The following is a 24,872-nucleotide window of genomic DNA, read 5'->3' on the forward strand; positions in this document are numbered from 1 at the left end:
ATGCCGGAAACCGCCATCCCGGTCGGCTACGCGGCCCTGATCGAGGCCTTCGGCCTGACGGTACCCGTCCCGATCACGCTCTCGGCGATCGGATCCCGCCACAAGGTCTACCGGGCCGATGGCTGGCATATCTACACCCCGCGCCATCGACCGCGGGCCGATCTCGCCGGGCACCTGACCTTCGCGCTCCGCTACGAGGGGCTGGATCTCGCCGTTCTCAAGGCTCTGTTCCGGGCAACCGGCCCCGAACCGATCGCCGCGATCGTGCGCGCCGCGCCCACCGGCACTTACGCGCGGCGGTTGTGGTTCCTCTACGAGTGGCTGCTCGACGCGCGGCTCGACCTGCCTGACGCGACCCAGGGCAACTACGCCTCCGTGGTCGATCCGAACCGGCAATGGGCGGTCCATGGGACGACCTCGACGCGCCACCGGGTGAGGAACAACCTGCCGGGAACCGCGGCCTTCTGCCCGTTGATCTTCCGCACGCCGGCGCTCGACGCCTTCGTGGCGCGCGGTCTCGGCGAGGAGGCGCGGAGGCTGGCCGCCGAGGTGCCGGCCGACCTCCTCGCGCGCACCGCCGCCTTCCTGCTCCTCAAGGATTCGCGGTCGAGTTTTCAGATCGAGGGGGAAGATCCGCCCCAGGATCGCATCCGGCGCTGGGGTCAGGTGATCGGCGAGGCCGGCCGACGGCCGATCGACCGCGCCGGGCTGGAGCGCCTGCAGCGCATCGTCATCGGCGATGCGCGTTTCGTCCATCTCGGACTGCGCCAGGAAGGCGGCTTCATCGGCGAGCATGACCGGCTCACGGGTGCCCCCCTCCCCGACCACGTCAGCGCCCGGCACGAGGACCTTCCGTCGCTGATCGACGGACTGACCGCCTTCGACCGGGGGGCGGCGCGGCACCTCGATCCGGTCCTCGCGGCGGCGGTTCTCGCTTTCGGCTTCGTCTACATCCACCCCTTCGAAGACGGGAACGGCCGCCTGCACCGATACCTGATCCACCACGTGCTGGCCGAGCGCGGGTTCAACCCGCCCGGACTGGTCTTTCCCGTCTCGGCCGTGATCCTCGACCGGATCGGCGCCTACCGGACGGTGCTCGAGAGCTATTCGCGCCGGATGCTGCCCTGCCTGCGCTGGCGGCGGACCCCTCGCGGCAACGTCGAGATCCTGAACGACACCGCCGATTTCTACCGCTACTTCGACGCGACGCCGCATGCGGAATTCCTGTTCGCGTGCGTGGCGCGGACCGTCGATGTCGACCTGCCTGCAGAGACCGCGTTCCTGCGCGCCTATGACGGGGTCACGAGGGAGGTGCAGCGCATCGTCGACATGCCCAATCCCCTGCTCGACCTCCTGTTCCGCTTCCTGTGCCAGAACGAGGGCCGGCTGTCGAAACGCGCCAGGGAGCGGGAATTCGCAGCGCTGACCGACGACGAGGCGGCACGGATCGAGGCGATCTACGCGGAGCTTTGGCCTCCCGAATAGGAGAGTGGGGGCGTCGTTGCTCCCACTCGATGGTCCCGGCCAGCTCGGGGGAGATGTTACAGATCACCCGGTTGATGCCCTTGACCTCGTTGATGATCCAGGTCGCCACACGGCCGAGGAACCTCATGTCGATTGGATAGAAGTCCGCCGCGTGCAAGGGATATTGCGCATTAAAATTTGTCTCTATTGACTGTAAGCAGGCGGCAGGCGAGCTCACGCACACCCCAGCGTGCCGAAAACGTATCGGAGACCTCAAACCAACTACCGTCGTAGCCTACACCATGGTTGGCTCCCATGCAGGAACACTGGCATTCGTGTCCCCTTGCTTCCTGACACGCTCGCGCGCAGATTTCCTGCGCGCGATACGGCTGAATGATATAGACTTTACCGTAGCGCTGAAGAGCTCGATCAACGAAATCGTTGAACCAGGATTTTGGCAGCTCCCAGTAAGCACCATCAGCCATCCACTCTGGTGTCATTCGCCGGCCATTTTGAAGCCATTGCCGATTGCCTTCTTTAAAGGGTAACCGTGCCCGAAGCTTTTTGCCACGCTCGGTTCGACGCAGAACAACTGGAATTTGCTTTTGCTCCCAGACGTATCGCAGCGTGAGACGGTCCATGATAAAATCTCAGTCGGATCAACTCGGCATGCAGACGGGAGATACAATTGGCCCTCAGCCGCGCAATCCACTCTTCGCAGCTATAAAACGCAAAATTTTATTTTTCCAGAAATATTTTGACTTAAATCGAACTCGTAACTACACGTCCCCGACCTGGTCACCTTCCGGTGAGTCGGAGCACTTCCGTGCGTACTGAAGCAGCTCAGAGATTTGGCATCCCATCGCGCGCCACCCGCTGCATCTTATCGGGATTGCGCATCACGTAGATCGCGGCGATGCGATCGCTTCGAGGCTGCAGGGCCGTCGTTTGCAGGAGGCCGCCGGCCTCGACGGTGAGGAAGCCCGGCAGCCCATCGATGAACGCGTAGCGAACGAGCCGCGACGGGACGTCGAGGAAGGCGCGGGCCATCTCCGCATGACGCGCCAGCACGGCGTCGCGACCGATCAACGGCGTGGGCGTCGCCGGGACCTTGCCGCCGCCATCCGCGCAGGCGGTCACATCCTCCGTCAGAAGAGTCCGCAGCGCATCCATGTCGCCGCTGCGCGAGGCCGCGAAGAACGCCGCCGCGATCCTCAGGCCTTGATCCCTCGTCACGGTGAAGCGTCGGCGGTCGTCGCGAAGATGGGCGCGCGCGCGGCTGGCGAGCTGACGGCAGGAACCGGACGTGCGGCCGAGCGCTTCCGCCACTTCGGAGAAGTCCATGCCGAAGACGTCGTGCAGCAGGAACGCGGCCCGCTCGAGGGGCGACAGCCGCTCCAGCGCGATCATCAGCGGCAGGGAGACGTCATCGATGTCGTCCCCATCCTCGGGGCTGACGATCGGCTCGGGGAGCCAGGGGCCGAGATAGGTTTCGCGGCGGTAGCGGGCCGACTTCAGGGCGTTGAGGCTGAGCCGGGCGACGACGACGTGCAGGAAGGCCGCCGGGTCGCGCACCGTGGTGGGATCCACCGCCAGCCAGCGGAGATAGGCGTCCTGCACCACGTCCTCGGCATCCGCGACCGATCCCAGCATCCGGTAGGCGAGCCGGATGAGGCGCGGACGGAGGTTCTGCAGGGAGGGATCGGACAAGGCGGCAGCCCCGCGTCTCGGCCGGATCCCACTCTATCGTTCGGACTCGTCCCGGCCACGCGCGAGTTGGCGTGCAATCCGCGCGACGCGCCGTCCGAGGTGGCGGGCCGTGGCGAGATCGGCCTCCGGCGGTGCCTTGTCCGGGCCCTCGTCGGTGTTCGACTGCGCCGCGGCTCCGATCCAGAATCCGAGGCGATTCAGGTCCGCGGGCGAGCCCGATGTCGCATTGTTGGCGGGCGGCAGATCGAGGTTGATCCAGTGCATCCCATGCTGCGCAGCGAACAGGACCATCTGGAGCAGCGTCGAGAGCTTGTCGCCGGCCTGTGCCCCGGAGTTGGTGAAGCCGGCAGCAAGCTTGTCCCTCCAGAGATACCCCCGGGCCATGACCCAGTGCGACGTGGCGTCCTGGAAGGCTTTGAACGGTGCCGAAGCTGACCCCATGTAGGTCGGAGCGCCGAAGATGATCGCGTCCGCGGAATGAAGATCATCCCATCGCTGCTGTGCGTCCTCGACGGGGAGCAGCAGGGCGCGGGCGCCCCCGACCTGCCGGACGCCTTCGGCCACGGCTTCGGCCTGCCGCTTCGTATGACCGTAGCCCGAGTGGTAGACGATCGTGACGCCGACCGTGCCGCCCGCCTGACCGTTGCCGGGATTGCCCATGATGCCCTCGTCTGCTTCGTGATCGAAGGACATGACAAGGCAGGCCGGCCCAGTGTGACATCGCGCGCGAACATCGTCGATGTCCGTCGAAACGCTGCGTCAGCTCAGCGGAAGCGGCTCACCCACCATCCGCTTCACGACGCTCGTGGCCCGGCCACGAGATGGCCCTTGCGCCCGTGCAGCCCGAGGGCGGTCGCGATCAGCGCGCCGTCGATCGCACAGAGACCCCGCCATCCGACCGCCTGGAACGTGATCGGCGCCGCGACGGCGCCGAGCGCTCCCGCGCACCAGTAGAGGGTCATGTAGGCGCCGTACCGCCGGCTGCGCGCCTCACCCCCGGTGCGCAGGATGAAGGCCTGGGTCGCCGCGTGCGCCGCGAAGCATCCCGCGTCCATGAGGAGCGCGCCGAGCCCCAGGGCGACGAGGCAGGCCGGCCGCATCGCGAGGATCGCGAAGCCGGCGAGTGCGCCCGCGAGCCCGACGAACACCACGGTGCGCGATCCCCAGCGGTCGCTCATCCGGCCCGCGAGCTGCGCCACGACCGCGCCGGCGATGCCGATCAGGCCGAAGCCGCCGGCGAAGGCCGCTCCGCGCGACAGCGGAGGTTCGGCGAGGTGGAAGGCGAGCGCGACCCAGAAGCTGCTGAACGCGGCGAACCAGCAGCACCCCACGGCCGTCGCCCGCCGCAGCTCCGCATGGCGGCACAGGGCGTCAGGCACGCTCAGCAGGAGCGCAGGCCACCCGGGAAAGACGCTCCGTGGCGGGATATCGGGCACCCGCAGCCGGACGGCCCCACCGCCGGCAGCCGCCAGGGCCGCCAGGATGGCGAGGGGGGCCGGCCAGCCGAGGCGCTCGCCGACCGCGCCCGCGAGCACCCGCCCGGCCAGGATGCCGATCGAGACGCCCATCACGACGAAGCCGACTGCGCGACCCTGCCGGTCCGGCGCCAAGCGGCCGGCCAGGCCGATGCAATGGGCCGCGACGGTCGCCGCACCGCCCGCGAGGGTCAGCGCGGCGAGGAAGATCGCCTCCCCCCGTGCGAACGCCGCCACGCCGAGAAGGGCGGCCAGGCAGAACGACTGGTGCACGACCAGTGACCGGACCGGCAGCGCGTCGCCGAGCGGCACGAGGAGGAGGAGACCCAGCACGTAGCCGAACGGCCCGGCACCGGCGGCGAGACCCGCCACCCAGGCCGAGGCCGGGAAGGACCGCGCCACCTCCGGCAGCAGGGGCTGGAGCGCGTAGGTGCTCGCCATCGCGGTCCCGGCCAGCCCGGAGAGGAGGAGGAGCGTCCCGCTGGCCGGCTCCTGCTGCCGGTTCGTCATGCGCCGGCCGCGGCGACGCACTCGATCTCGACCAGCATGTCCGGGTCGACGAACGGCCTGACATGCACGAGGCTCAGCGCGGGCCCTTTGCCGGCGAAAATCTCGCCATGCGCGCGTCCGACTTCTTCCCAGCGCGACACGTCGGTGACGTAGACCCGGGTCTGGACCACGCGCCCGAGATCCGATCCCGCCTCGGCGAGCACTGCCGCGATCTTGTCGAGGATGACGCGGGTCTGGCGATAGACATCGCTTTTCCCAACGACGGCTCCGTCGTCGCCCGTCGCGGCCGTGGCCGAGACGAACACGAGGCCGCCCGCGAGCACGGCCCGCGAATAGCCCATCCGCGTCTCCCAGGGGGAGCCGGTCGAGATCCTGTGCATCCTGGCCTCCAGTTCTTAACTACCACGGTAGTGTAACACGTGCGGCCGTCGGTCTGCTAGGGTCCCGGCATGACGATGGCGAGCCTTTCGGACGAGATCCTCGCGGCCATGGCCCAGCTCGGCTTCGGCCAGTACGAGGCGCGCGCCTACTGCGCCCTGCTCGGGCGTCCGCCGATGAACGGGCACGAGGTGGCCAAGGCCTCGGGTGTCCCACCTTCGAAGATCTACGAGACGCTGGGTCGGCTGGGGGAGAAGGGCGCGGTCCTCGTGCAGCGGTCCGACCCGGTGACCTATGCGGCCAGCCCCTACGACGCGGTGCTGGAGGCCGCCCGCCGGAAGTTCCAGCGCGCCCTCGACACCGCCGACGCGGCGCTGCGCGCCCTACCGTCCCGGAGGGAGGGCGGGCAGGTCTGGGCGATGCAGGATCGCGACACGGTCCTGGCCGCCTGCGACAGCCTGATCGCGCAGGCCGAACGCTCGCTCTTCGCGGCGCTCTGGGACGAGGAACTCGCACAGCTGGCGCCGGCCTTGGAGAAGGCGGCGCGTCGCGGCGTCGTGGTCCATGTCGCCATCTACGGGACGACCCGGCTCGACGGCCCGTCGGGCTACGACCTGACGCTCTGCGGGACGAGCGCGGCGGAGCGCTTGGCCGGGCGGCGCCTGTCGATCCTGGTGGCGGATCGGGAGAGGACGATGGTCGCGGACTTCGACGCCGATGGCGGGGTCGAGGCGATCTCGACCGAGCACCGCGTCATCGGCCTGCTCGGGATCGAGTACGTCAAGGCGGATGTGCTCGGCCGCCTGCTCATCGACGCGATGGGCGAGGCCCGCTTCGAGCAGGTGCGCCGCGATCCCGGGACGATCGATGCCCTGCTGCGGGCTTGAGCGCGGTGGTCATCGCCTCGTGAGCAGAGGGTCGGGCCGAGGATCGGTTCCGCGGCCGCTCACGACAGGCCGGCCAGCCGGGACGTCTCGACGAGGTCGTGTCCCAGGGCGTGGTGTCACGAGTGGGATGTCCATCAGGGTGACTGGCCAGATCAGAGAACTATGTATGTCGATAACGAAAGTACCGTCAGCACGGAAACATCATGCGGCGTGCAGAGCGGGCCATCACCGGGCCGAGGCAATCCACCATCGTCCACGAGAAGTGAGCAAGAATCGAAAACAGGGCAATCCCACCGAAGGCAGTGCGAGTCCCGCGGCGGCTGGGATCATCGAGGATTGAGGCGGCCCGACCGAAGCAGCTCGCTTGCGGCGGCGCCATTTGTACCCACATTATAGCTACAAAGCCTCAGGAGGGTGTCATGCCACGCGCCACGCAGCATCCGAAGGAGGAGACCTTCAATTTCCGGCTTGATCCCGCCCTGAAAACGGCCTTCACGCAGGCGGCCGAGGCCGAGGACAAGCCGGCTGCGCAGGTTCTGCGCGAGTTCATGCGCGCCTATGTCGAGCGGCGCCGGCAGCGCCTCGCGTTTGAAGCCGAGGCGCGACGGCAGTCCCTTGCGATTGCTGCGCGTGCGCAAGATCCGGACAGCGACGAGGCGCGGTCGATCAGAGAGTTGGACGCGTTGCTCGACGCCGACGATTTCCGTGACGAGTGGAAGGCATGAAACGCGGCGATCTGATCACCATCGCTGTCAGGGGCGACTTCTGCGACATGCTACGTCAGAGCCGGCGATCCCCGCCGTTTCCCCTCACTCCCACTCGATCGTCCCGGGCGGCTTCGAGGTGATGTCGTAGGTCACCCGGTTGATGCCCTTGACCTCGTTGATGATCCGGGTCGCCACGCGGCCCAGGAACGCCATGTCGAAGGGGTAGAAATCCGCCGTCATCCCGTCGACCGAGGTCACCGCGCGCAGCGCGCAGACGTGGTCGTAGGTGCGCCCGTCGCCCATCACGCCCACCGTCTTCACCGGCAGGATCACCGCGAAGGCCTGCCAGATCGTGTCGTAGAGGCCCGCCTTGCGGATCTCCTCCAGGTAGATCGCGTCGGCCTTGCGCAGGGCGTCGAGCTTCTCCGGCGTGATCTCGCCCGGGCAGCGGATGGCGAGGCCCGGCCCCGGGAAGGGGTGGCGGCCCACGAAGGCCTCCGGTAGGCCGAGTTCCCGGCCGAGCACCCGCACCTCGTCCTTGAACAGCTCGCGCAGGGGCTCCACGAGCGTCATGTTCATGCGCTCAGGGAGACCGCCCACGTTGTGGTGGCTCTTGATCGTCACCGAGGGGCCGCCCGTGAAGGAGACGCTCTCGATCACGTCCGGATAGAGCGTGCCCTGCGCCAGGAACGCGGCGCCGCCGAGCGTCTTGGCCTCGGCCTCGAAGACGTCGATGAACAGCCGCCCGATCGTCTTGCGCTTCACCTCCGGGTCGGTGACCCCGGCGAGTTCGCCGAGGAACAGGTCCTGCGCCTGCACGTGGACGAGGGGGATGTTGTAGTGGTCGCGGAACAGCCGCACCACCTCCTCGGCTTCGCCCAGGCGCAGCAGGCCGTGATCCACGAACACGCAGGTGACCTGATCGCCGACCGCCTCGTGGATCAGCACCGCCGCCACCGCCGAATCGACCCCGCCCGAGAGGCCGCAGAGCACCTTGCCCGTCCCGACCTGCTGGCGGATGCGCGCGATCGCCTCGTCGCGGAAGGCCCGCATCGACCAGTCGCCCGAGCAGCCCGCGATGTCGCGCACGAAGTTGCGCAGCAGCAGCGCCCCGTGCGGCGTGTGGGCGACCTCGGGGTGGAACTGCACCGCGTAGAAGCGCCGCCCCTCGTCCGCCACCGCCGCGAAGGGGGCGTTCGGCGAGATCGCGATGGTGGAGAAGCCGTCCGGCAGCTTCGTCACCCGGTCGCCGTGGCTCATCCAGACCGGGTACTTCTCGCCGACGTGCCAGATGCCCTTGAACAGGGCCGAATCGGCGATGACCTCGATCTCGGCCCGGCCGAACTCGGCGTGGTGCCCGCCCTCGACCTCGCCGCCGAGCTGGGCCGCCATGGTCTGCTCGCCGTAGCAGATGCCGAGCACCGGCACGCCCGCGTCGAACACCGCCTGCGGGGCGCGGGGCGAGGTCTCGATCGTCACCGATTCGGGGCCGCCCGACAGGATCACCGCCCGCGGCTTCATCGCCCGGAAGGCGGCCTCCGCGGATTGGTAGGGCACGATCTCGGAATAGACCCCCTCCTCGCGCACCCGGCGCGCGATGAGCTGGGTCACCTGGCTCCCGAAATCGATGATCAGGATCTTGTCGTGGTCGGCCGTCATGGAGGTGAGTTAGACGAGGCGCGCGCAGGGCGCAACGCGGCGCGCGGGATCACGGACCCGCGCGGGGCGCGGACCATCAACCTCCCGTTCCCGGCACGGCGACGAGGGAGGCCGCCCCCCGAGCCCACGACCAGCTCCGCGAGGCCGGTCCTACACGCGCACGAAGCCCCGCCGCCGAGCCCAGGTCAGGAACAGCCCCGGCCAGGCCGCCGCCGGGGTGCCGGGCACGCCCAGCGCGAAGCCGTGCCCGCCGCGCTCGAACAGGTGCATCTCCGCCGGCACGTCGGCGGCCCGCAGCGCCCCGTACATCAGCAGGGAATTGTCGACGACCGCCACCGGGTCGTCCGCCGCCTGGGCCAGGAAGGTCGGGGGCGATTGCGGCCGCACGTGCAGTTCCACCGAGTAGCTGTTGGTGGAGAACCGCGTCGGGCTCTCGCCCACCAGGACGCGCCGGCTCGACGTGCGGTCGAAGGGCGGGCGCAGCGTGATCACCGGGTAGAGCAGCGCCGCGAGGTCGGGCCGCGCCGAGAGCGCGTCGTCCTCGTCCACCGGCTCGTAGAGGGGGCTCGCGAAGCGCACCGCCGCCGAGCCCATCAGGTGCCCCCCGGCCGAGAAGCCGAGGACGCCGATCCGCCCCGGCTCGATGCCGAAGCGCTTGGCGCGCGCCCGCACGAGGCGGATCGCCCGCTGCACGTCCTGGATCGGCGCGTCGGCGCCGGCCTGCCAGGCCTCGCCCGGGAGCCGGTAGACCAGCACGAAGGCGGTCACGCCCTGCCCGGCGAGCCACTGCGCGGCCGGGATGCCCTCGTGGCCGATGTCGATGCGCCGGTAGCCGCCTCCCGCCGCGATCAGCATCGCGGTGCCGTTCGGGCGGGCGGGGCGCACCACCAGCAGGCAGGGGCGCGCGACGCTCTGGATCACGCCCTCGCGGCTCTCGTCGTAGGGAGCGCCGTCGAGGTCCGGGCCGCCGCCGCCGGGCGGCGTGCGCGGCCACAGGGGCATCACCTCCAGGTCGGCCCCCGGGCGGATCGCGGACGGGCCGGGCGCGGCCGGCACCGGCGGGGCGACCTGCGCGGCGGCGCCCGATCCGTCGCTTCCGCCCGCGGCCGCGGCCGGACGCGCGAACGGGAGCGCGGCCGCTCCCGTGAGCAACGTCCTGCGGTGGAGCGGCATGTCCGGCGGATCCGAGATGTCCGACAATCTCCTGAACCAAGCGTTGCCGGCTTGTCCAGTCGGGGCCGGGCCTCGGGCCCCGTCCGGCGGCACGGCGTTCTACCGAGCCGGCGCCAGGAGAGCCACGTAGAACCCGTCCGTCCCGGTGCGGCCCGGCGTCATCTGGATCCCGTGCGCCGTGCGGCGGATGGCCGGCTCCAGCTCCGGGGGCACCGGCGCCTCGCCGGCGCGCAGGCCGGGCACCCGGGCGAGCAGGTCCGCCACGGCCTCGTCGTTCTCCTCCGGCAGCAGCGAGCAGGTGACGTAGACGAGGCGCCCGTCGGGCTTGAGCAGCCCGGCCGCCCGGTCGAGGACGGCGGCCTGCTCGGCGCGGCGGGTGGCGAGGCTGCCGGGGCGCAGGCGCCACTTGGCGTCGGGGTTGCGCCGCCACGTGCCGGTGCCGGTGCAGGGCGCGTCGACGAGGACGAGGTCGGCCCCCCCGGCGAGGTCCGCCAGGGCATCCGGGCCGCCGCGTCCGCGCGGGGTGCGCACCTGCGCCTCGGCGCCCGCCCGGCGCAGGCGCTCGTGGATCGGCGCGAGGCGGCGGGGATCGCCGTCGGTGGCGACGAGGCGGCCGCGATTCGCCATCAGGGCGGCGAGCGCCAGGGTCTTGCCGCCCCCACCCGCGCAGAGGTCGATCACGGTCTCGCCGGGCCGGACGCCGGTCAGCCGGGCGGCGAGCTGCGAGCCCTCGTCCTGGATCTCGAACAGGCCCTCCAGGAATTCGGGTTCGACGTGGAGCGCCGGGCCGCGGCCGTCGTCGGGCACCGGGATGCGCAGGCCGTCGGGCGCGTGCGGGGTCGGGGCGGGGGTGAGATGCGCGAGCGCCTCCGCCACGCGGGATCGGTCGCCCCTGAGGGTGTTGACCCGGATGTCGAGCGGCGCGCGGCGGGACAGGGCCTTGAGCTCCGCCAGCGTGTCGGCCCCGAGCGCCCGTTCCAGGGAGGGCAGCACCCATTCGGGCACGTCGCCCGCCACGTGGAGGGGCGCCTCGGCCAGCGTCGCGGTGTCGAGGCGGAGGCGCTCGGCCTCGCTCAAGGGCTCGGGGGCGAAGCGCTCGCCGGTGAACAACCCGGCGATGGTGGCGCCCGCGAGCCCCCGCTGCAGGCGCAGGGAGCCGATCAGCACGGCGCGGGGCGTGTCCGCGTCCATGATCCAGGCCGACGAGGCGCGGCGGCGCAGGGCGTCGTAGACGAGGCTCGCGATCGCCGCCCGGTCGCCCGAGCCGGCGAAGCGGTGGGCGAGGCCCCACTCCTTGAGGGCGTCGGCGGCGGGCCGGCGGCGATCGGCGATGTCGGCCAGGACCTCGATGGCGGCCGAGAGGCGGGCGGAGGGGGTCATCGCGAAACGGCCACGCGCGCGCCCCGGATCGGGCCGGGAACGGCCAAGCTTTCGGCCGCTTCCGCAACGACACGGATCTGCCTCACGGCGATCGGGAGCCTCGTCATGTCACGCTTCACGTCACTCACCCTGTCCGGTCTCCTCGTGCTGGCGCTGGCGGCCTGCGCCACGGCGCCCGCCGCGACGCCCGACCTCACGCCGCCTCCGCCCCGGCCCTACGACGCCAAGACCCAGCTCGAATATGGCGGCGCCCCGCGCCCGCCGCGGTCCTGATCCCTCCTCCTCCTCACGCCGCCGGCGCGAGGAGGATCCGCACCGCGAACACGATCCACATCGCCATCAGGACCAGGGCGCCCGCCAGGAACAGGCGGAAGCGCAGCAGCAGCGGGTTGGTGGTGGCGTAGACGGCCGCGTGGGCGAAGCGGGTCAGGACGAAGATCCAGGCCATGACCACGAAGGCGAGGTCCGCCTTGCGGGTCAGGAGCGCCAGGGCCGTCAGCGCGTAGAACAGGACCGGCAGCTCGAACTGGTTCGCGAAGGCGTTCGCGACCTGCTGGGCGGGGGCCGGCCAGTTGCGCTCGCCCATGGCGATCCGCTCGACCGCCACCGCGCCCTTGCGGACGGCGGCGAAGCGGGCGCGACCGGTCCAGAGCAGCAGGCCGAAGGTCAGCAGCACCTGCGCGAAGACGGGGGCGAGGATCGCCTGGAGGCTCACGGCGGGCTCCTCTCGCGGTCCGCGCCTCAGGTCCGGCTCGGGTAGTTCGGGCTCTCCCGGGTGATGGTCACGTCGTGGACGTGGCTCTCGCGCAGGCCCGCATTGGTGATGCGGATGAACTGCGCCCGCTCCCGGAAGGCGGCGAGGTCCTCGGCCCCCACGTAGCCCATGGCGGCGCGCAAGCCCCCGGCGAGCTGGTGCAGCACCGCGGCGACCGGCCCCTTGTAGGGCACCTGCCCCTCGATGCCCTCCGGCACCAGCTTGTGGGTGTCGCTGACCTCGGCCTGGAAGTAGCGGTCGGCGGAGCCCCGCGCCATGGCGCCCACCGACCCCATGCCCCGGTAGCTCTTGTAGGAGCGGCCCTGGTAGAGGAAGACCTCGCCCGGCGCCTCGTCGGTGCCGGCGAGAAGCGAGCCCAGCATCGCGACCGAAGCGCCGGCGGCCAGCGCCTTGGCGAGGTCGCCCGAATACTTGATGCCGCCGTCGGCGATCACCGGCACGTCCGCGTTGGCGGCCGCCTCCACCGCCTCCATGATGGCGGTGAGCTGGGGCACGCCGACCCCCGCCACGATCCGGGTGGTGCAGATCGAGCCCGGGCCGATGCCGACCTTGATGGCGTCCGCGCCCGCGTCGATGAGGGCCTGCGCGCCCTCGCGGGTGGCGACGTTGCCGGCGATCACCTGCACGGCGTTCGACAGCGTCTTCACCCGGCGCACGCTCTCCAGCACCTTGGCGGAGTGGCCGTGGGCGGTGTCGACCACGATCACGTCGCAGCCCGCGTCGATCAGGCGCTCGGCCCGCTCGAAGCCGCTCTCGCCGGTGGTGGTGGCGGCCGCCACCCGCAGGCGGCCCTGCTCGTCCTTCACGGCGTGCGGGTAGGTGACCTGCTTCTCGATGTCCTTGACGGTGATGAGCCCGATGCAGCGGTAATGGTCGTCGACGACGAGCAGCTTCTCGATGCGGAACTGGTGCAGCAGGCGCTTGGCCTCGTCCTGGGTCACGCCCTCGCGCACGGTGATGAGCCGGTCGCGGGTCATCAATTCGGAGACCGGCTGGCTGGTGTCGGTGGCGAAGCGCGTGTCGCGGTTCGTCAGGATGCCGACGAGCTTGCCCTTCGACCCGTTCGGGCCCCGCTCCACTACGGGGATGCCCGAGATGCCGTTATGGCGCATCAGCTGGTGGGCGTCGGCCAGCGTCTCGTCCGGGTGGATGGTGATCGGGTTGAGCACCATACCGGATTCGTACTTCTTGACCTGCCGCACCTGCTCGGCCTGCTCGGGCGGTTCGAGGTTGCGGTGGATCACCCCGAGGCCGCCGTTCTGCGCCATGGCGATGGCCATGCGGGCCTCCGTCACGGTGTCCATCGCCGAGGCGATGATCGGCAGGTTGAGCCGGATCGCGCGGGTGAGCCGGGTGTGGATCCCGACCTCCGCGGGCATCACCGCGGAAGCGGCGGGCCGCAGCAGGACGTCGTCGAAGGTCAGGCCCTCGATGATGCTGTCGGCAACGATGCGGGCCATGAACCAACTCCTGGATGCAGCGAGGGGCCGGGCGCCGCGGCGGCCCAGCCTTCAACGAGTTGGCACCGGCCGATAGCACGCGCGCATGACAGTCGCAAAGCCGTGTTGGCCGCGTCATGCGCGGGCGGCAACCCGCATCCGAGCCGGGCGCGGGTCGCCGCCCCGGGCGAGGTTACTTCTGGCCCTGGCTCGCCTTGTTGGCGTTGTGGTGGCCGATGGCGCAGCCCGCCGCGGCCCCGGCCTTGCCGTGACCGGCCACGGCCCCGGCCGCGCCGCCCACGACTGCGCCCTTGAGGCAGCCCTTGGCCTCGGCCCCGCCGGCGGCGAGGAGCGGGGCGGCGGCGAGCGCGGCGGCGAGCAGGATCTTGGAGCGCATGGGGAATCTCCTCGTGGATAGTGCCGTCCCCAACGATCGCGACCGGCCCGGCGTTCCGGCTTGACGCGCGGGGCGAAGGCGGGGACAGGAACCGCGATCCCGCCCGGGGCCGCGCCATGACGACACCGCCTGCCCCTCCGACCCTCCGGTGCGAGGGCGCACCGTCCGGCGGCACCGGATCCGTCGCGGAGGTCTTCCGGGCCTTCCTCCGCCTCGGGCTCACCTCCTTCGGCGGGCCGATCGCGCATCTCGGGTATTTCCGGGACGACCTCGTGAAGCGGCGGGGCTGGATCGACGAGGCGGGCTACGCGGATCTCGTCGCCCTCTGCCAGTTCCTGCCCGGGCCGGCATCGAGCCAGGTCGGCTTCTCTCTCGGCCTCCTGCGGGGCGGCGGGCTCGCGGGTGGGCTCGCCGCCTGGGCGGGGTTCACCCTACCCTCGGCCCTCCTCCTCGCCGGGGTCGCCCTCGGGGCGGCCGCCGCGCCGGGGCCGGCCGCCGCCGGGGTGCTGCACGGGCTGAAGCTCGTCGCCGTGGCGGTGGTGGCGCAGGCGGTCTGGGGCATGGCGCGCAGCCTCGCGCCGGACCGGCCCCGCGCCGCGCTGGCCCTGGCGGCCCTGTGGACGGTGGTCCTCGCGCCCGGCGCCGCCGGGCAGCTCGCTGCCATCCTGCTCGGCGCCGCGGGCGGGCTCGTCCTCTGCCGCGGCGCGACCGCCGCTCCGGGCCGTGCGGCGGCGTTCCCGGTCTCGCGCCGGACCGGGCTCGTCGCGCTGGCGCTCTTCGCCTTCCTCCTCGCCGGGCCGCCGCTGCTCGCCGCCGCGACGGGGTCGCGGGTCCTCGCCGTCTTCGACGCCTTCTACCGGTCGGGCGCCCTGGTCTTCGGAGGCGGGCACGTGGTGCTGCCCCTCCTGCAGGCCGCCCTGGTCCAGCCGGGTTTCGTGACCGCGGATGCCTTCCTGTCGGGCTACGGGGCCGCCCAGGCGGTGCCGGGGCCGCTCTTCACGGTCGCGGCCTATCTGGGCAGCGTCCTGCAGGGATCGCCGCGCGGGCCGCTGGGGGCGGGCCTCGCGCTCGCGGCGATCTTCCTGCCGGGCCTCCTGCTCGTGCTCGGCGCCCTGCCCTTTTGGGAGGTCCTGCGCGCCCGCCCGGCCGCGCAGGCTGCCCTGCGGGGCACCAACGCGGCGGTGGTGGGGATCCTCGCCGCCGCGCTCTACGACCCGGTCTGGACGTCGAGCGTCGGGAGCCCGCGGGACATGGCGGTGGCCGGAACCGCCTTCGCGCTGCTGACGGTGGGGCGCTGCCCGCCCTGGCTCGCGGTCCTGGCGACCGGCACCGCCGGGGCCTGGCTCGCGTCCTGAGCCGTCAGGCCGCCCGCACCGTGGCGAGGAATCGCGCGACCTCGGTGCCGAGCTGCTCGGCCTGGCGCGAGAGGTCCCCGGCGGCCCCGAGCATCTGGCCGGCCGCCGAGCCCGTCTCCTCGGCGGCGTTGGCCACCCCGGCGATCGTCGCCGTGACCTGGCTCGTCCCGGTCGAGGCCTGGGTGACGTTGCGCACGATCTCCTGCGTCGCCGCCCCCTGCTCCTCCACCGCCGCCGCGATCGTGGTCGACACGGTGCTGATCTCGCGGATGCGCGTGCTGATCGAGCCGATCGCCGCGACCGCCTGTCCGGTCGCGCCCTGGATCTGGCCGATCTGCGCCGAGATCTCGTTCGTCGCCTTCTCGGTCTGGGCGGCGAGTTCCTTGACCTCGGCGGCCACCACCGCGAAGCCGCGGCCCGCCTCCCCGGCCCGCGCCGCCTCGATCGTGGCGTTGAGCGCCAGCAGGTTCGTCTGCCCGGCGATCGTGGAGATCAGCCCCACCACATCGCCGATGCGCGTCGCGGCGCCGCTGAGCTGGTGGACGAGGCGGGCGGTCTCGTCCGCCTCGCCGACCGCCGCCTGGGCGAGGCTCGCCGAGCCGGAGACCTGCCGGCCGATCTCCTGCACCGAGGCGCCCAGTTCCTCGGCGGCGCTCGCCACGGTCCCGACATTCGAGGCCGCCTCCTCGGCCGCCGCCGCCACGCTCGCGGATTGCGCCGCGGTCTCGGTGGCGGTGGCGGTCATGGTCTGGGCGGTCGCCTGCAGCTCCGTCGCCGCCGAGGAGACCAGGGTCACGATGCCGCCCACGCTGCGCTCGAAGCCCTGCGCCAGCTCCAGCATGGCACCGCGCCGGGCCGCCGCGGCCGCCTCCTCGGCGATCCGGCGTGTCTCGGCCTCGTCGGCGGCCTTGCGGGCGACCATCGCCTTGATGCCCTCGACCGCCCGGGCCACCGCCCCGATCTCGTCCCCGCGTCGGGCTTCCGGGATCTCCGCGTCGACCGCGCCGCCCGCCATGCGTTCCAGGACGGCGACGAGGTGGCCCATGGGGCGGGTGATGCCCGCGAAGGCGACCATCGCGGAGGCCGCGACGCCGAGCAGCAGCCCCAGCGCGCTGAACCCGATCAGGGCGTGGCGGGTGGCGTTGGTGTCGTCGGCGAGCTCGCCTGAGCGCGCGTTCACGAAGGCGAAGATGTCCTCAGCCAGGCTGTTGCCGCCCGCCACCAGGGCGTCGAAGGTCGGATCGATTGCTCTATGGACGAGGTCGATCGCCTCGGCGTTCCGGTTGGCCCGGCTGAGGCGGCGCACCTCCCGCATCTCCGTCACGTAGCGGGAGACGCGCGCGGCCTGCTCGTCGATCCGCGCCACGAAGGTCGGGGCCTGCTGGCGCAGGTCGGCGAGGGCCTTGTCGACGAGCGGCAGCGCGGCATCGAACCCGGCATTGGCCCGCTCCATCTGGGCCCCGTCCGTCTCGGCGATCAACCGGTAGGCCCAATAATTCAGCTCGAACATCAGCCGGTTGAGCCGGCGCGTCGACGTCACGGCCCGGCTCTCGCGCACCAGGAGCAGGCTGTAGGCATCGTCGATCGACGTCATGCGGGATTGGGCGTACCAGACGCAGCTCCCGACCACCGCGCTGATCAGCACGATCACGCTGAGGATCTTCCCGATGATCTTTACGTTCGCAAGTCTGAGCATAACAAGGTCCCCCTGCGGCAGACCCTCTGCCAGGCTGGTTAATGAAGCCTCAACCGCAGGCTAGGCCAAGGGAACTATAACTTGGTTCGACGCGGCGGGGATGCTGGTTGAGAGTGACAGATGCCGTAGAGACAAAGGCATGGATCGACGTGGAATTGCCGTTGATCGCATCGCGGACCACACATCTCCCGCGGATCCGGCCCCGGCATGGTCGGGTCGGGGCCGGTGCCTTATGTCCGCTTCGGGCGGGGTGCCGCCCGGTTGCGAGTCGGGGGTCGTCGGGCCATGACGGATGCGTTTCTCGGTGCCGCGGACGAGGATCCGCGCCTCGCCGCGCTCCCGGTCCTCGACCGCCGCGCCCACGCGGAGACGGTCGACCTCGTGGGCGAGGCCGGCGCGGCGCGCCTGCGCGGGCGGCTGGCCGAGCAGGTGCGGGAGGCCTTCCGGGACGGCGCGGATCGGGAGCGTCTGGCGCTCGAGGCCCACGCCCTGGTCTCGACCGCCGGGCTCCTCGGCTGCGCCCGCCTGTCGGAAGCCTGCCGCGACCTGGAGGTGGCGGCGAAGGCCGATGCGGCCCTCCCGGACCGGCTCGCCGCGGCCCGCCGCATCCGCGACCTCACCGCCGAGGCCCTGCGCGCCCTGGACGAAGGGAGCGGTGAGGGACACCCTCGCTGATGCGCGGGCGGGCTCAGCGCCCGGTGTCCGCGGCCCGGTTCCGAGCGTTTGGTCGAAGCGGACTTGAAGGGATCTCGGACCGGGGGGATCTCGGATTTCGAAGGATCCCGGATATGGCCGGGCCCGCGGCCGCAATGTCTCCTCCCGCCCCGGGGCCCGCACCCGTGTCGCCGCGACCACGACGACCTTTCATCGGAGGCGGTGTCCCGTGCTGGTCTGGTCTTTGCCACAACCGGTCGCTAGGAGGACTCGACCAGGGTTCGCGAGGACATGTTCCGCACGCGACCCGCCAGACCCGGGGAGATCGATGTCCGTCCTCACAAGAGCGCGGTTCGCCCGTGCCAGCCTCGCCGTCGCGGCGACCGCGCTGCTCGGCGGCTGCATCACCAATCCCCTCGGCCAGACCGGCGGCGTCCTCCCGACCAACGAGATCGGACCGCCGCCCTCCGTGCGCGGGGACCTGCGCGCACCGGCGAGCAGCGCCGTGCCGCCGAGGGCCGGCCCCGACGAGGTCGTCGCCTCGCAGCCGACCCGGTCGCTCAGCGTCCCCACCGCCGGACGCGGGGGCGGGACCGGCGGCGAAACCCGACGCATCCGCCGGGAGGACCTGGAGGATTACGCCCCGTCCTCGGGGAGCGCGGGCGGATTGCAGCCTTCGCTGGGCTCGGGCGGCTCGGTGGGCGTCGGCGGCCGGTTCTGACCGGGACCGACGGCAACGAGACGATCTCGTCCTATTGTCCAGGGGGCGAGGGAGTTTTCGGATCCCCGGAACGCTCTAGGTCGGCCTGCGGAAGGGCGCTGCGCATCGTCGAAGCAGGCCCGCCGGAGGAAACCCGCATGCTCAAGATCGCCGTTCCCGCCGCCGCGCTCCTCGCGCTGTCGGCGCTCCCCGCCCTCGCCCTCGACGCGTCCAAGACCCAGGACATCGCCGCCCCTCCGGCCAAGGTCTGGTCCACGATCGGCGATTTCTGCGGCATCGGCCAGTGGCACCCGGCCGTCGAGCGCTGCACGCTCTCGCGGCGGGACGGCAAGCCGGTCCGCAGCCTCGCCCTCAAGGGCGGCGGGACCATCGTGGAGGAGGAGTTGCGTCGCGACGACGCCGCGATGAGCTACAGCTACACGATCCTGGAGAGCCCGCTCCCGGTCACCGGCTACGAGTCCACGATCGCGGTCAAGCCCGGGGGCGGCGGCTCCACGGTGTCCTGGACGGGATCGTTCAAGGCCAAGGGCGCGGACGATGCCACCGCCAAGGCGGCCATCCAGGGCATCTACGATTCCGGGCTCGCGGCCCTGGCGACCAAGGCCCGGTAGGGCGGCGCGCGGCCGGGCCAAGCCCGGCTCGCCGCGACGCGCGCCGGTGCGCCCCCGCGGGGCGCACCGGGCCGGGTCACGACTCGCTGGCGGTGTCGCCTCCCTGGCGCCGCCGCCGCCGCTGCTGGCCGAGGCCCAGTGTCCGGGCGAGATGTGAGCGCTGCTCGGAATAGCTCGCCGAGGTCATCGGGTAGTCGGGCGGCAGGCCCCATTTCCGGCGATAGGTCTCCGGCGTCAGCCCCCGCATCGTCAGGTGGCGGCGGAGGGTCTTGTAGGGCTTCCCGTCCTCGAAGCTGATCAGGAAATCGTGATTGACGGACCGCCGGATCTCGGCCGCGGTCGCCCGCGCCGGGGGCTCGACCGGCTTGGCGCCGTTCCCGATGCCGACCAGCGCGCCGTGCACGTCCTTGATCAGCTTGATGAGCTCGCCGATCTGGATGTGGTTGTTGGAGACGTAGGCCGAGATGACATCGGCAGTGAGAGTGATCGCCGAATCCTGCTTCTCGCTTGAGGCGTCCATGCGGCCATACCTTGAGGCTTGCGGAGATAAAATGCCCTCCCGCCTTAGGTAGTTCCGCCCCCAAAGACAAGAAGGTGAATCGCCTTTTCAGATTTTACTCCCTGACATACGGTATACATGGGGAGAGCATAGGTCTCAGGCGCTGCGCAGAGCAGCGGCATCCGCCGCGAAGCGTCGCGATCACGATGCCGTGTGCCCGGCCATCACGATGTTCCCGCTAGGAGACGGTACAAGGAATTTCGTCCTTGATCGTGTAATCCTCGGCGTCCGGCGGGATCGACCATCGGATCTCGGACCAGTGCCGGGTCTGTGCTTTCCGCCGGGCGCGCACCGGGGTGGCCGGGAGCGTGGCGGAACGGGATTGCCTGACGGTGCGCCAGTCGCGCTAGCCGATGGGAAGTTCGGCCCACAGGAGACCGCCCGATGAGCGTGACGCAGAAGGCCCCAGCCGCAGCGGACGCCCCGCTCCTCGTGCCGGTGGAGGATGCGGGGCTCGCGGCCTTCTACCGGGAGATGACGCCGACCGAGCGGCGCACCTTCTGGGCCTGCGCGGGCGGCTGGGCGCTCGACGGAATGGATTTCATGATCTACCCGCTGGTGATCGGGACGATCATCCGGGTGTGGAGCGTCGATGCCGGCACGGCGGGCTTCGCCGCCACCGTGACCCTGCTCGCCTCGGCGCTGGGCGGCTGGCTCGCCGGGTACCTTGCCGACCGCGTCGGACGGGTGCTGACGCTGCAGATCACGATCCTGTGGTTCTCCGTCTTCTCGCTGGTCTGCGCGGTGACGCAGGACTTTACCCAGCTCCTCGTCGCGCGGGCGCTGCTCGGCCTCGGCTTCGGGGGCGAGTGGGCGGCGGGCGCGGTGCTGATGGGGGAGACGATCCGGGCGCAGTATCGCGGGCGCGCCGTCGGCTCGGTGCAGTCCGGCTGGGCCGTCGGCTGGGGGCTGGCGGTGCTGGCGCAGGCGGTGCTGTTCTCGCTCCTGCCGCCCGAGACGGCGTGGCGCTGGATGTTCGTGATCGGCGCGGCGCCCGCGCTCCTCGTCCTCTACCTGCGGGCCTGCGTGGAGGAGCCCAAGCTCGCCGCGGAGACGCGGGCGCGCGCCGCCGCGGCGGGGGACCGGCCGTCGCTCTGGGAGATCTTCTCCGGGCCGATGCGGCGCACCACGATCCTCGCCTCGCTGATGGCCGCCGGCTGCCAGGGGGGCTACTACGCGATCACCACCTGGCTGCCGCGGTTCCTCACCACCGAGCGCCACCTCTCGATCGTGTCCTCGACGGGCTACCTCGCGGCCCTGATCGTCGGCTCCTTCGCGGGCTACCTCGTGGGGGCGTGGCTCGCCGACCGCCTCGGGCGAAGGCCGCTCTTCCTGATCTTCTCCCTCGGCGCCATCGCGGTGGTCGTCGCCTACACGCAGCTGCCGCTCTCGAACGGCGCCCTCTGGGTGCTGGGCTTCCCCCTCGGCTTCTTCGCCTCGGGCTACTTCTCCGGGATGGGCGCCTTCCTCACCGAGCTCTACCCGACCCGCCTGCGCGGCTCGGGCCAGGGCTTCTGCTACAATTTCGGGCGCGGGATCGGCGCGCTGTTCCCGACGCTGGTCGGGATCCTCTCCGCCAGCATGACGCTCGCCTCGGCGATCGCGATCTTCGCGGCGGTCGCCTACGGGCTGTTCTTCGTGGCGGCCTTCGCCCTGCCGGAGACGCGCGGCAAGGTGCTGCACGCCGATGCCTGACATCGGCGGTCATGTCCTCCGGCGGGGGTACGCGTTGCCCACCACCGTGATCCGGTGGAGCGCGCCTCACCCCCGCGGGCCGACGCCCGTCGCGTAGGCCACGAGGGCGACCGCGATCACCAGGAGCGCGAGGCCGAGCAGGATCGGCCCGCGGCGGTGGGTGGTCGTCTCGGGCTGGTGGCTGGGCGGTACCATCGGGTGCGTCTCCGGCAGGTCGGGTCCGGCCCAACCCCCGCGGGCATCGCCGGTTCGCCGGACGCAGCGCCGCAGGTCCCCCGCCCGTCGCCCTCGAGCAGCATCCGATCACGCGGCACTCGGATGCTGCTTTAGATTTTTGATTTTTAACGCATTTTCTGCGACGAACCGATCTCCACGTCGTCGGAAAATGCTCTAGCCGGCCGCGTCCTCGCCGACATAGTCGCGCCAGACGGCGTTCGGGCCGAGCCCCGCCGTGAAGGCGGCGTGGGCCGCGCGCTCGGCATCGGTGAGGCGGCTGCGCAGGGGCCGGGGCGCCTGGGAGACGGGACCGGTTCGGTTCGCCACCCGCACGGTGCTCGCCGCCTCGAGGGTGAGGCCGAGGCTCGTCTGCTTGCCGCCGAGGAGCTCGATATAGACCTCGGCCAGGATCTGCGCGTCGAGGAGCGCCCCGTGCTTGGTGCGGCGGGAATTGTCGATCCCGTAGCGGGCGCAGAGCGCGTCGAGGTTGTTGGCGGCGTTGGGATGCTTGCGGCGCGCGAGCGCCAGGGTGTCGACCACGCCGGCGAGGTCGATCGCTGGCGGCGCTTCCTCGCCGAGCCGCGCGAATTCCGCGTTGAGGAAGCCCACGTCGAAGGCCGCGTTGTGGATCACCAGGGTGGCGTCGCCGCAGAAATCGAGGAGATCGGGCAGGATCTCGGCGAAGAGCGGCTTGTCGGCCAGGAACGCGTCCGAGAGGCCGTGCACCGCGAGCGCCCCCTGGGAGACCGCCCGCTGCGGGTTGACGTAGCGGTGGAAGTCCCGACCCGTCGGGACGTGGTTGATGAGTTCGACGGCGCCGATCTCGATCAGCCGATCGGTCTTGGCGTCGGTGCCGGTGGTCTCGGTGTCGAGAACGATCTCGCGCAGCATGCGGTCCCGGCTCCCCTCGCGTCCCTGCCCTTCCGGCCCTCGGAGGCCCTCGGAGCTTAACCGGAACCGAGGCGGCGGGGCAGGTCTCCGTGTCGCACGGCGGCGATGAGCGCGTCCACCTGCTCGCGCGCCCGCGCGAAGCCGCGGCTGGTGTCGATCAGCGCGTCGGCGCGCCGCCGCTTCTCCGCGTCCGGCACCTGCTTGGCGAGGATCGCCGCGAAGGTCGCCTCCGTCATGCCCGGCCGGGCCAGCACCCGGGCGCGCTGGACCTCCGCCGGGGCCGTCACCACGGCGACGGCGTCGCAGCGGGACTCTCCGCCGGTCTCGAACAGGAGCGGGATGTCGAGCACCACGAGGTCGGCCGTGCCGTGGGCAACGAGAAAGGTCTTCTCGGCGGCGCGGACCAGGGGATGGACGAGGCCCTCGAGCTGCTTGAGCCGCTCGGGCGCATCGAGCACCGCCGCGCGCAGGCGGTCGCGGTCGACGGAGCCGTCGGGCGACAGAACGCCCGGGAAGGCCGTGCCGATCCGGGCCGCCGCACCGCCGCCCGGCCCGTAGAGCGCGTGCACGCAGGCATCGGCGTCGTGGACCGGCACGCCGCGCTCGCGGAACATCGCCGCGGTGGCGCTCTTGCCCATGCCGATCGACCCGGTCAGGCCGAGGACGAAGGGAGGGCTCATCGGGGCCGCGCGATGTCGGCGGCGACGAGGGCCCGCAGCGCCGGGCCCACGGTCGGCGTGACGCCGAACCAGCGGGCGAAGCCCGGCACCGCCTGGTGCAGCAGCATGCCGAGGCCGTCGACGGCGCGCAGGCCCCGCGCCCGGGCAGCGGCGAGGAGCGGCGTCTCCAGGGGCACGTAGACGATGTCGGCCACCGCCGCCTCGGGCGGCAGGCCCGCGAGGTCGAGGGCGAGGGGTTCGGATCCCGCCATGCCGAGCGACGTGGTGTTGACGAGGAGGCCTGTTTCGCCCGCGACGGCCGGCAGGGCCTCCCAGGCCACGGCCTCGACCCGCGCCGGGTCGATCGCCCTCAGGGCCGCGGCCCGATCCGGCGTGCGGTTGGCGATCCGCAGATGCGGCAGGCCGCGTTCCAGGAGCCCGACCACGATCGCCCGGGCGGCCCCGCCCGCCCCCAGGATCAGGACCGCGCGCCCATCGCGCGTCCCGGTGGTCCGCGGCCAGTCCGACCCGAGGGTGGCGTCGAGATGGGCGAGGAAACCGGGTGCGTCGGTGTTGTCCCCGTGCAGCCGGTCGTCCGCGTCGAGGCTGAGCGTGTTCACGGCGCCGATCCGCTCGGCCCGCGGCGTCATCGTGGCCACCGCCCGGAATACCGCCTCCTTGTGCGGGATCGTGACGTTCCCGCCCACGAAGCCGGATCGGGGGAAATCCTCCAGGAAGGCCGGAAGGTCGGCTGGCGCCACGTCGATGCGCTCGTAGGAGCCGGGAAGACCGTGCTCGGCGAGCCAGTGCCCGTGGATCAGCGGGGAGCGGGAATGGGCGATCGGGTGGCCGATCACGAAGGCCTTCGGGGCGGAGGTCATCGGGCGGGGATCACGGTCAGAACGTCAGCAGGTCGCGGTCCCGCAGCGCCGCGAGGAGCGGCGGCAGCGGCAGGCCCAGGATGGTGGAATGGTCGCCCTCGATGCCCGAGAACAGGTGGATGCCGATCCCTTCGAGCTGGTAGGCGCCCACGCTCGTCGTGACGGCGGGGCCGGCCGCGTCGAGATAGGCCTCGATCGCGGGTCCCGCGAGGGGACGCATCGTCAGGCGGGCCGTGGCGACGAAGCGCGTGGCGATCGCCCCGTCCACCGCCAGGGCCAGTGCCGCGTGGAGGGCGTGGCTGCGGCCCTGCAGTCGCGCGAGGTGGCCGCGCGCCGCCGCGCGGTCGGCGGGCTTGTGCAGAACGCTCCCGTCGAGGTCAAGCACCTGGTCGGCCCCGACCACCACCCGATCGGGCGCGATCCGCGCCACCGCGGCGCATTTCGCCTCCGCCAGGGCGAGCGCGAGGGCGGGCGGGTCGAGGGCGGCCGCGGCGGCTTCCACCGCACGCTCGTCGACGCCAGAGGCCCGCATCTCCACCGGCAGGCCGGCGGATTCGAGGAGCGCGCGGCGGGTGGCGCTCGCGGAGGCAAGGAGGAGGGGCGCTCGCCCGCGCCAGGGCGAGACCGTCACGGGGCGGAACCGGAGCCGATCATGCGCAACTCTCTGCCGGTTCCGCGGCGTTCTGCAAGGGGCGTCGTCGGGTTCGGGCCCCTGTGTCGGCCCCTCGGCGATCGCAGGGGCGGATAGCCGGCGTGGGATGCGGGGCATCATCCGCCAGGACGGGACCCGACGGGACAAGCGTCTCAAAACCCTGAACACACGGTCGCCAGCCTGGACGATAGTGTGGCTTTTTACAGAAAGCCACAATAAGATTCCTCCATCCTCCGTGTGCCGCGCCGTTTCGATGAACCGACAGACTCTCGCCGCTGCTGTCCGTGCGTCCCTGGTGAGGCTACCGCCACCCTACGACAACCATTAC

27 protein-coding genes and 1 pseudogene are annotated in these 24,872 nt (G+C 71.6%); 9 read left to right on the forward strand and 19 right to left on the reverse strand.

Annotated elements, in window-relative coordinates:
- Complete coding sequence (locus ACW9J6_RS25905; RefSeq protein WP_457119224.1) at nucleotides 1-1,485, forward strand: Fic family protein; 1,485 nt, start codon at nucleotides 1-3, stop codon at nucleotides 1,483-1,485.
- A 19-nt stretch (nucleotides 1,486-1,504) separates the two neighbouring features.
- Here ACW9J6_RS25905 and ACW9J6_RS25910 read toward each other — a convergent pair.
- The 6 genes and pseudogenes from ACW9J6_RS25910 to ACW9J6_RS25935 form a co-directional block, all read right to left on the reverse strand.
- Nucleotides 1,505-1,633: pseudogene (locus tag ACW9J6_RS25910) on the reverse strand (GMP synthase (glutamine-hydrolyzing)); the annotation flags it as partial.
- Between the two features lie 22 nt (nucleotides 1,634-1,655).
- On the reverse strand, nucleotides 1,656-2,105 hold the full coding sequence (locus ACW9J6_RS25915) for a hypothetical protein (RefSeq protein WP_457119225.1): 450 nt from the start codon (nucleotides 2,103-2,105) through the stop codon (nucleotides 1,656-1,658).
- 202 nt (nucleotides 2,106-2,307) lie between these two features.
- Nucleotides 2,308-3,201 (reverse strand): sigma-70 family RNA polymerase sigma factor, encoded by an 894-nt coding sequence (locus tag ACW9J6_RS25920; protein WP_457119266.1) that lies wholly within the window; start codon nucleotides 3,199-3,201, stop codon nucleotides 2,308-2,310.
- A gap of 6 nt (nucleotides 3,202-3,207) precedes the next feature.
- Complete coding sequence (locus ACW9J6_RS25925; RefSeq protein WP_457119267.1) at nucleotides 3,208-3,834, reverse strand: flavodoxin family protein; 627 nt, start codon at nucleotides 3,832-3,834, stop codon at nucleotides 3,208-3,210.
- 134 nt (nucleotides 3,835-3,968) lie between these two features.
- Nucleotides 3,969-5,159: an MFS transporter gene (locus ACW9J6_RS25930; RefSeq protein ID WP_457119226.1), complete on the reverse strand. Its 1,191-nt coding sequence runs from the start codon at nucleotides 5,157-5,159 to the stop codon at nucleotides 3,969-3,971.
- Entirely contained in the window at nucleotides 5,156-5,539 is a 384-nt protein-coding gene (locus ACW9J6_RS25935; RefSeq protein WP_457119227.1) for a RidA family protein, read from the reverse strand. The genes ACW9J6_RS25930 and ACW9J6_RS25935 overlap by 4 nt, the downstream gene beginning before the upstream one ends.
- A gap of 69 nt (nucleotides 5,540-5,608) precedes the next feature.
- Here ACW9J6_RS25935 and ACW9J6_RS25940 point away from each other — a divergent pair, with 69 nt between their 5' ends.
- Together ACW9J6_RS25940 and ACW9J6_RS25945 are read left to right on the forward strand one after the other, a co-directional pair.
- Nucleotides 5,609-6,424 carry a TrmB family transcriptional regulator gene (locus ACW9J6_RS25940; protein WP_457119228.1) on the forward strand — a complete coding sequence of 272 codons (816 nt, stop codon included), beginning with the start codon at nucleotides 5,609-5,611 and terminating at the stop codon, nucleotides 6,422-6,424.
- 419 nt (nucleotides 6,425-6,843) lie between these two features.
- Nucleotides 6,844-7,149 carry a hypothetical protein gene (locus tag ACW9J6_RS25945; RefSeq protein ID WP_457119229.1) on the forward strand — a complete coding sequence of 102 codons (306 nt, stop codon included), beginning with the start codon at nucleotides 6,844-6,846 and terminating at the stop codon, nucleotides 7,147-7,149.
- An 84-nt stretch (nucleotides 7,150-7,233) separates the two neighbouring features.
- Here ACW9J6_RS25945 and guaA read toward each other — a convergent pair whose 3' ends face one another.
- From guaA to ACW9J6_RS25960, 3 genes are all read right to left on the reverse strand, one after another.
- Complete coding sequence (gene guaA, locus ACW9J6_RS25950) at nucleotides 7,234-8,790, reverse strand: glutamine-hydrolyzing GMP synthase (protein ID WP_457119230.1); 1,557 nt, start codon at nucleotides 8,788-8,790, stop codon at nucleotides 7,234-7,236.
- Between the two features lie 150 nt (nucleotides 8,791-8,940).
- On the reverse strand, nucleotides 8,941-9,963 hold the full coding sequence (locus ACW9J6_RS25955; RefSeq protein WP_457119231.1) for an alpha/beta hydrolase: 1,023 nt from the start codon (nucleotides 9,961-9,963) through the stop codon (nucleotides 8,941-8,943).
- A gap of 99 nt (nucleotides 9,964-10,062) precedes the next feature.
- Nucleotides 10,063-11,343: an RsmB/NOP family class I SAM-dependent RNA methyltransferase gene (locus ACW9J6_RS25960; protein ID WP_457119232.1), complete on the reverse strand. Its 1,281-nt coding sequence runs from the start codon at nucleotides 11,341-11,343 to the stop codon at nucleotides 10,063-10,065.
- A gap of 105 nt (nucleotides 11,344-11,448) precedes the next feature.
- Here ACW9J6_RS25960 and ACW9J6_RS25965 point away from each other — a divergent pair, with 105 nt between their 5' ends.
- Complete coding sequence (locus ACW9J6_RS25965) at nucleotides 11,449-11,616, forward strand: hypothetical protein (protein WP_457119233.1); 168 nt, start codon at nucleotides 11,449-11,451, stop codon at nucleotides 11,614-11,616.
- Nucleotides 11,617-11,629: 13 nt separating this feature from the next.
- Here the strand turns inward: ACW9J6_RS25965 and ACW9J6_RS25970 are convergent, their stop codons facing one another.
- The 3 genes from ACW9J6_RS25970 to ACW9J6_RS25980 form a co-directional block, all read right to left on the reverse strand.
- The gene (locus ACW9J6_RS25970) at nucleotides 11,630-12,058 is read right to left on the reverse strand and encodes an MAPEG family protein (protein ID WP_457119234.1); all 429 of its coding nucleotides are present in this window, start codon (nucleotides 12,056-12,058) and stop codon (nucleotides 11,630-11,632) included.
- A gap of 26 nt (nucleotides 12,059-12,084) precedes the next feature.
- Complete coding sequence (gene guaB / locus ACW9J6_RS25975) at nucleotides 12,085-13,578, reverse strand: IMP dehydrogenase (RefSeq protein ID WP_457119235.1); 1,494 nt, start codon at nucleotides 13,576-13,578, stop codon at nucleotides 12,085-12,087.
- A 172-nt stretch (nucleotides 13,579-13,750) separates the two neighbouring features.
- Nucleotides 13,751-13,954, reverse strand: coding sequence for a hypothetical protein (locus tag ACW9J6_RS25980; RefSeq protein ID WP_457119236.1), 204 nt, complete (start codon nucleotides 13,952-13,954; stop codon nucleotides 13,751-13,753).
- Between the two features lie 116 nt (nucleotides 13,955-14,070).
- Between ACW9J6_RS25980 and chrA the strand changes: the two genes are divergently transcribed.
- Nucleotides 14,071-15,309, forward strand: coding sequence for a chromate efflux transporter (gene chrA / locus ACW9J6_RS25985; protein WP_457119237.1), 1,239 nt, complete (start codon nucleotides 14,071-14,073; stop codon nucleotides 15,307-15,309).
- Between the two features lie 4 nt (nucleotides 15,310-15,313).
- On the opposite strand, the gene ACW9J6_RS25990 is transcribed toward chrA, so the two are convergent.
- A complete protein-coding gene (locus ACW9J6_RS25990; protein WP_457119238.1) occupies nucleotides 15,314-17,005 on the reverse strand; it encodes a methyl-accepting chemotaxis protein in 1,692 nt (563 codons plus the stop codon).
- Nucleotides 17,006-17,290: 285 nt separating this feature from the next.
- Between ACW9J6_RS25990 and ACW9J6_RS25995 the strand changes: the two genes are divergently transcribed.
- The 3 genes from ACW9J6_RS25995 (at nucleotide 17,291) to ACW9J6_RS26005 (ending at nucleotide 18,991) form a co-directional block, all read left to right on the forward strand.
- Nucleotides 17,291-17,680: an Hpt domain-containing protein gene (locus tag ACW9J6_RS25995; RefSeq protein ID WP_457119239.1), complete on the forward strand. Its 390-nt coding sequence runs from the start codon at nucleotides 17,291-17,293 to the stop codon at nucleotides 17,678-17,680.
- 307 nt (nucleotides 17,681-17,987) lie between these two features.
- Nucleotides 17,988-18,380 (forward strand): hypothetical protein, encoded by a 393-nt coding sequence (locus ACW9J6_RS26000; protein ID WP_457119240.1) that lies wholly within the window; start codon nucleotides 17,988-17,990, stop codon nucleotides 18,378-18,380.
- A gap of 137 nt (nucleotides 18,381-18,517) precedes the next feature.
- The gene (locus tag ACW9J6_RS26005; RefSeq protein WP_457119241.1) at nucleotides 18,518-18,991 is read left to right on the forward strand and encodes an SRPBCC family protein; all 474 of its coding nucleotides are present in this window, start codon (nucleotides 18,518-18,520) and stop codon (nucleotides 18,989-18,991) included.
- Between the two features lie 76 nt (nucleotides 18,992-19,067).
- Here the strand turns inward: ACW9J6_RS26005 and ACW9J6_RS26010 are convergent, their stop codons facing one another.
- Entirely contained in the window at nucleotides 19,068-19,511 is a 444-nt protein-coding gene (locus ACW9J6_RS26010; RefSeq protein WP_457119242.1) for a MucR family transcriptional regulator, read from the reverse strand.
- Between the two features lie 423 nt (nucleotides 19,512-19,934).
- On the opposite strand from ACW9J6_RS26010, the gene ACW9J6_RS26015 reads away from it, so the two are divergent.
- Complete coding sequence (locus ACW9J6_RS26015) at nucleotides 19,935-21,245, forward strand: MFS transporter (protein WP_457119243.1); 1,311 nt, start codon at nucleotides 19,935-19,937, stop codon at nucleotides 21,243-21,245.
- A 66-nt stretch (nucleotides 21,246-21,311) separates the two neighbouring features.
- Here ACW9J6_RS26015 and ACW9J6_RS26020 read toward each other — a convergent pair whose 3' ends face one another.
- From ACW9J6_RS26020 to ACW9J6_RS26040, 5 genes are all read right to left on the reverse strand, one after another.
- A complete protein-coding gene (locus ACW9J6_RS26020; RefSeq protein ID WP_457119244.1) occupies nucleotides 21,312-21,440 on the reverse strand; it encodes a hypothetical protein in 129 nt (42 codons plus the stop codon).
- A gap of 195 nt (nucleotides 21,441-21,635) precedes the next feature.
- Nucleotides 21,636-22,352 (reverse strand): DNA polymerase III subunit epsilon, encoded by a 717-nt coding sequence (gene dnaQ / locus ACW9J6_RS26025; protein ID WP_457119245.1) that lies wholly within the window; start codon nucleotides 22,350-22,352, stop codon nucleotides 21,636-21,638.
- A gap of 56 nt (nucleotides 22,353-22,408) precedes the next feature.
- A complete protein-coding gene (coaE, locus tag ACW9J6_RS26030; protein WP_457119246.1) occupies nucleotides 22,409-23,032 on the reverse strand; it encodes a dephospho-CoA kinase in 624 nt (207 codons plus the stop codon).
- On the reverse strand, nucleotides 23,029-23,892 hold the full coding sequence (locus tag ACW9J6_RS26035) for a shikimate dehydrogenase (protein WP_457119247.1): 864 nt from the start codon (nucleotides 23,890-23,892) through the stop codon (nucleotides 23,029-23,031). Before ACW9J6_RS26035 ends, coaE begins: the two co-directional genes overlap by 4 nt.
- 16 nt (nucleotides 23,893-23,908) lie before the next feature.
- Nucleotides 23,909-24,523, reverse strand: a complete 615-nt coding sequence (locus ACW9J6_RS26040) for a Maf family protein (RefSeq protein WP_457119248.1) — start codon at nucleotides 24,521-24,523, stop codon at nucleotides 23,909-23,911.
- Nucleotides 24,524-24,872 lie beyond the last annotated feature (349 nt).

Source organism: Methylobacterium sp. JK268, from assembly GCF_054052225.1.

Coding starts and splice junctions, on each gene's coding strand:
- ACW9J6_RS25905 (WP_457119224.1), top strand. CDS start 1: ATGCCGGAAACCGCCATCCCGGTCGGCTACGCGGCCCTGATCGAGGCC.
- ACW9J6_RS25925 (WP_457119267.1), bottom strand. CDS start 3,834: ATGGGCAATCCCGGCAACGGTCAGGCGGGCGGCACGGTCGGCGTCACG.
- ACW9J6_RS26000 (WP_457119240.1), top strand. CDS start 17,988: ATGTCCGTCCTCACAAGAGCGCGGTTCGCCCGTGCCAGCCTCGCCGTC.
- ACW9J6_RS25980 (WP_457119236.1), bottom strand. CDS start 13,954: ATGCGCTCCAAGATCCTGCTCGCCGCCGCGCTCGCCGCCGCCCCGCTC.
- ACW9J6_RS26015 (WP_457119243.1), top strand. CDS start 19,935: ATGAGCGTGACGCAGAAGGCCCCAGCCGCAGCGGACGCCCCGCTCCTC.
- chrA (WP_457119237.1), top strand. CDS start 14,071: ATGACGACACCGCCTGCCCCTCCGACCCTCCGGTGCGAGGGCGCACCG.
- guaA (WP_457119230.1), bottom strand. CDS start 8,790: ATGACGGCCGACCACGACAAGATCCTGATCATCGATTTCGGGAGCCAG.
- ACW9J6_RS26005 (WP_457119241.1), top strand. CDS start 18,518: ATGCTCAAGATCGCCGTTCCCGCCGCCGCGCTCCTCGCGCTGTCGGCG.
- ACW9J6_RS25935 (WP_457119227.1), bottom strand. CDS start 5,539: ATGCACAGGATCTCGACCGGCTCCCCCTGGGAGACGCGGATGGGCTAT.
- ACW9J6_RS25995 (WP_457119239.1), top strand. CDS start 17,291: ATGACGGATGCGTTTCTCGGTGCCGCGGACGAGGATCCGCGCCTCGCC.
- ACW9J6_RS25990 (WP_457119238.1), bottom strand. CDS start 17,005: ATGCTCAGACTTGCGAACGTAAAGATCATCGGGAAGATCCTCAGCGTG.
- ACW9J6_RS25955 (WP_457119231.1), bottom strand. CDS start 9,963: ATGCCGCTCCACCGCAGGACGTTGCTCACGGGAGCGGCCGCGCTCCCG.
- ACW9J6_RS25940 (WP_457119228.1), top strand. CDS start 5,609: ATGACGATGGCGAGCCTTTCGGACGAGATCCTCGCGGCCATGGCCCAG.
- ACW9J6_RS25915 (WP_457119225.1), bottom strand. CDS start 2,105: ATGGACCGTCTCACGCTGCGATACGTCTGGGAGCAAAAGCAAATTCCA.
- coaE (WP_457119246.1), bottom strand. CDS start 23,032: ATGAGCCCTCCCTTCGTCCTCGGCCTGACCGGGTCGATCGGCATGGGC.
- ACW9J6_RS25945 (WP_457119229.1), top strand. CDS start 6,844: ATGCCACGCGCCACGCAGCATCCGAAGGAGGAGACCTTCAATTTCCGG.
- ACW9J6_RS25930 (WP_457119226.1), bottom strand. CDS start 5,159: ATGACGAACCGGCAGCAGGAGCCGGCCAGCGGGACGCTCCTCCTCCTC.
- ACW9J6_RS26010 (WP_457119242.1), bottom strand. CDS start 19,511: ATGGACGCCTCAAGCGAGAAGCAGGATTCGGCGATCACTCTCACTGCC.
- dnaQ (WP_457119245.1), bottom strand. CDS start 22,352: ATGCTGCGCGAGATCGTTCTCGACACCGAGACCACCGGCACCGACGCC.
- ACW9J6_RS26035 (WP_457119247.1), bottom strand. CDS start 23,892: ATGACCTCCGCCCCGAAGGCCTTCGTGATCGGCCACCCGATCGCCCAT.
- ACW9J6_RS25965 (WP_457119233.1), top strand. CDS start 11,449: ATGTCACGCTTCACGTCACTCACCCTGTCCGGTCTCCTCGTGCTGGCG.
- ACW9J6_RS26020 (WP_457119244.1), bottom strand. CDS start 21,440: ATGGTACCGCCCAGCCACCAGCCCGAGACGACCACCCACCGCCGCGGG.
- guaB (WP_457119235.1), bottom strand. CDS start 13,578: ATGGCCCGCATCGTTGCCGACAGCATCATCGAGGGCCTGACCTTCGAC.
- ACW9J6_RS25960 (WP_457119232.1), bottom strand. CDS start 11,343: ATGACCCCCTCCGCCCGCCTCTCGGCCGCCATCGAGGTCCTGGCCGAC.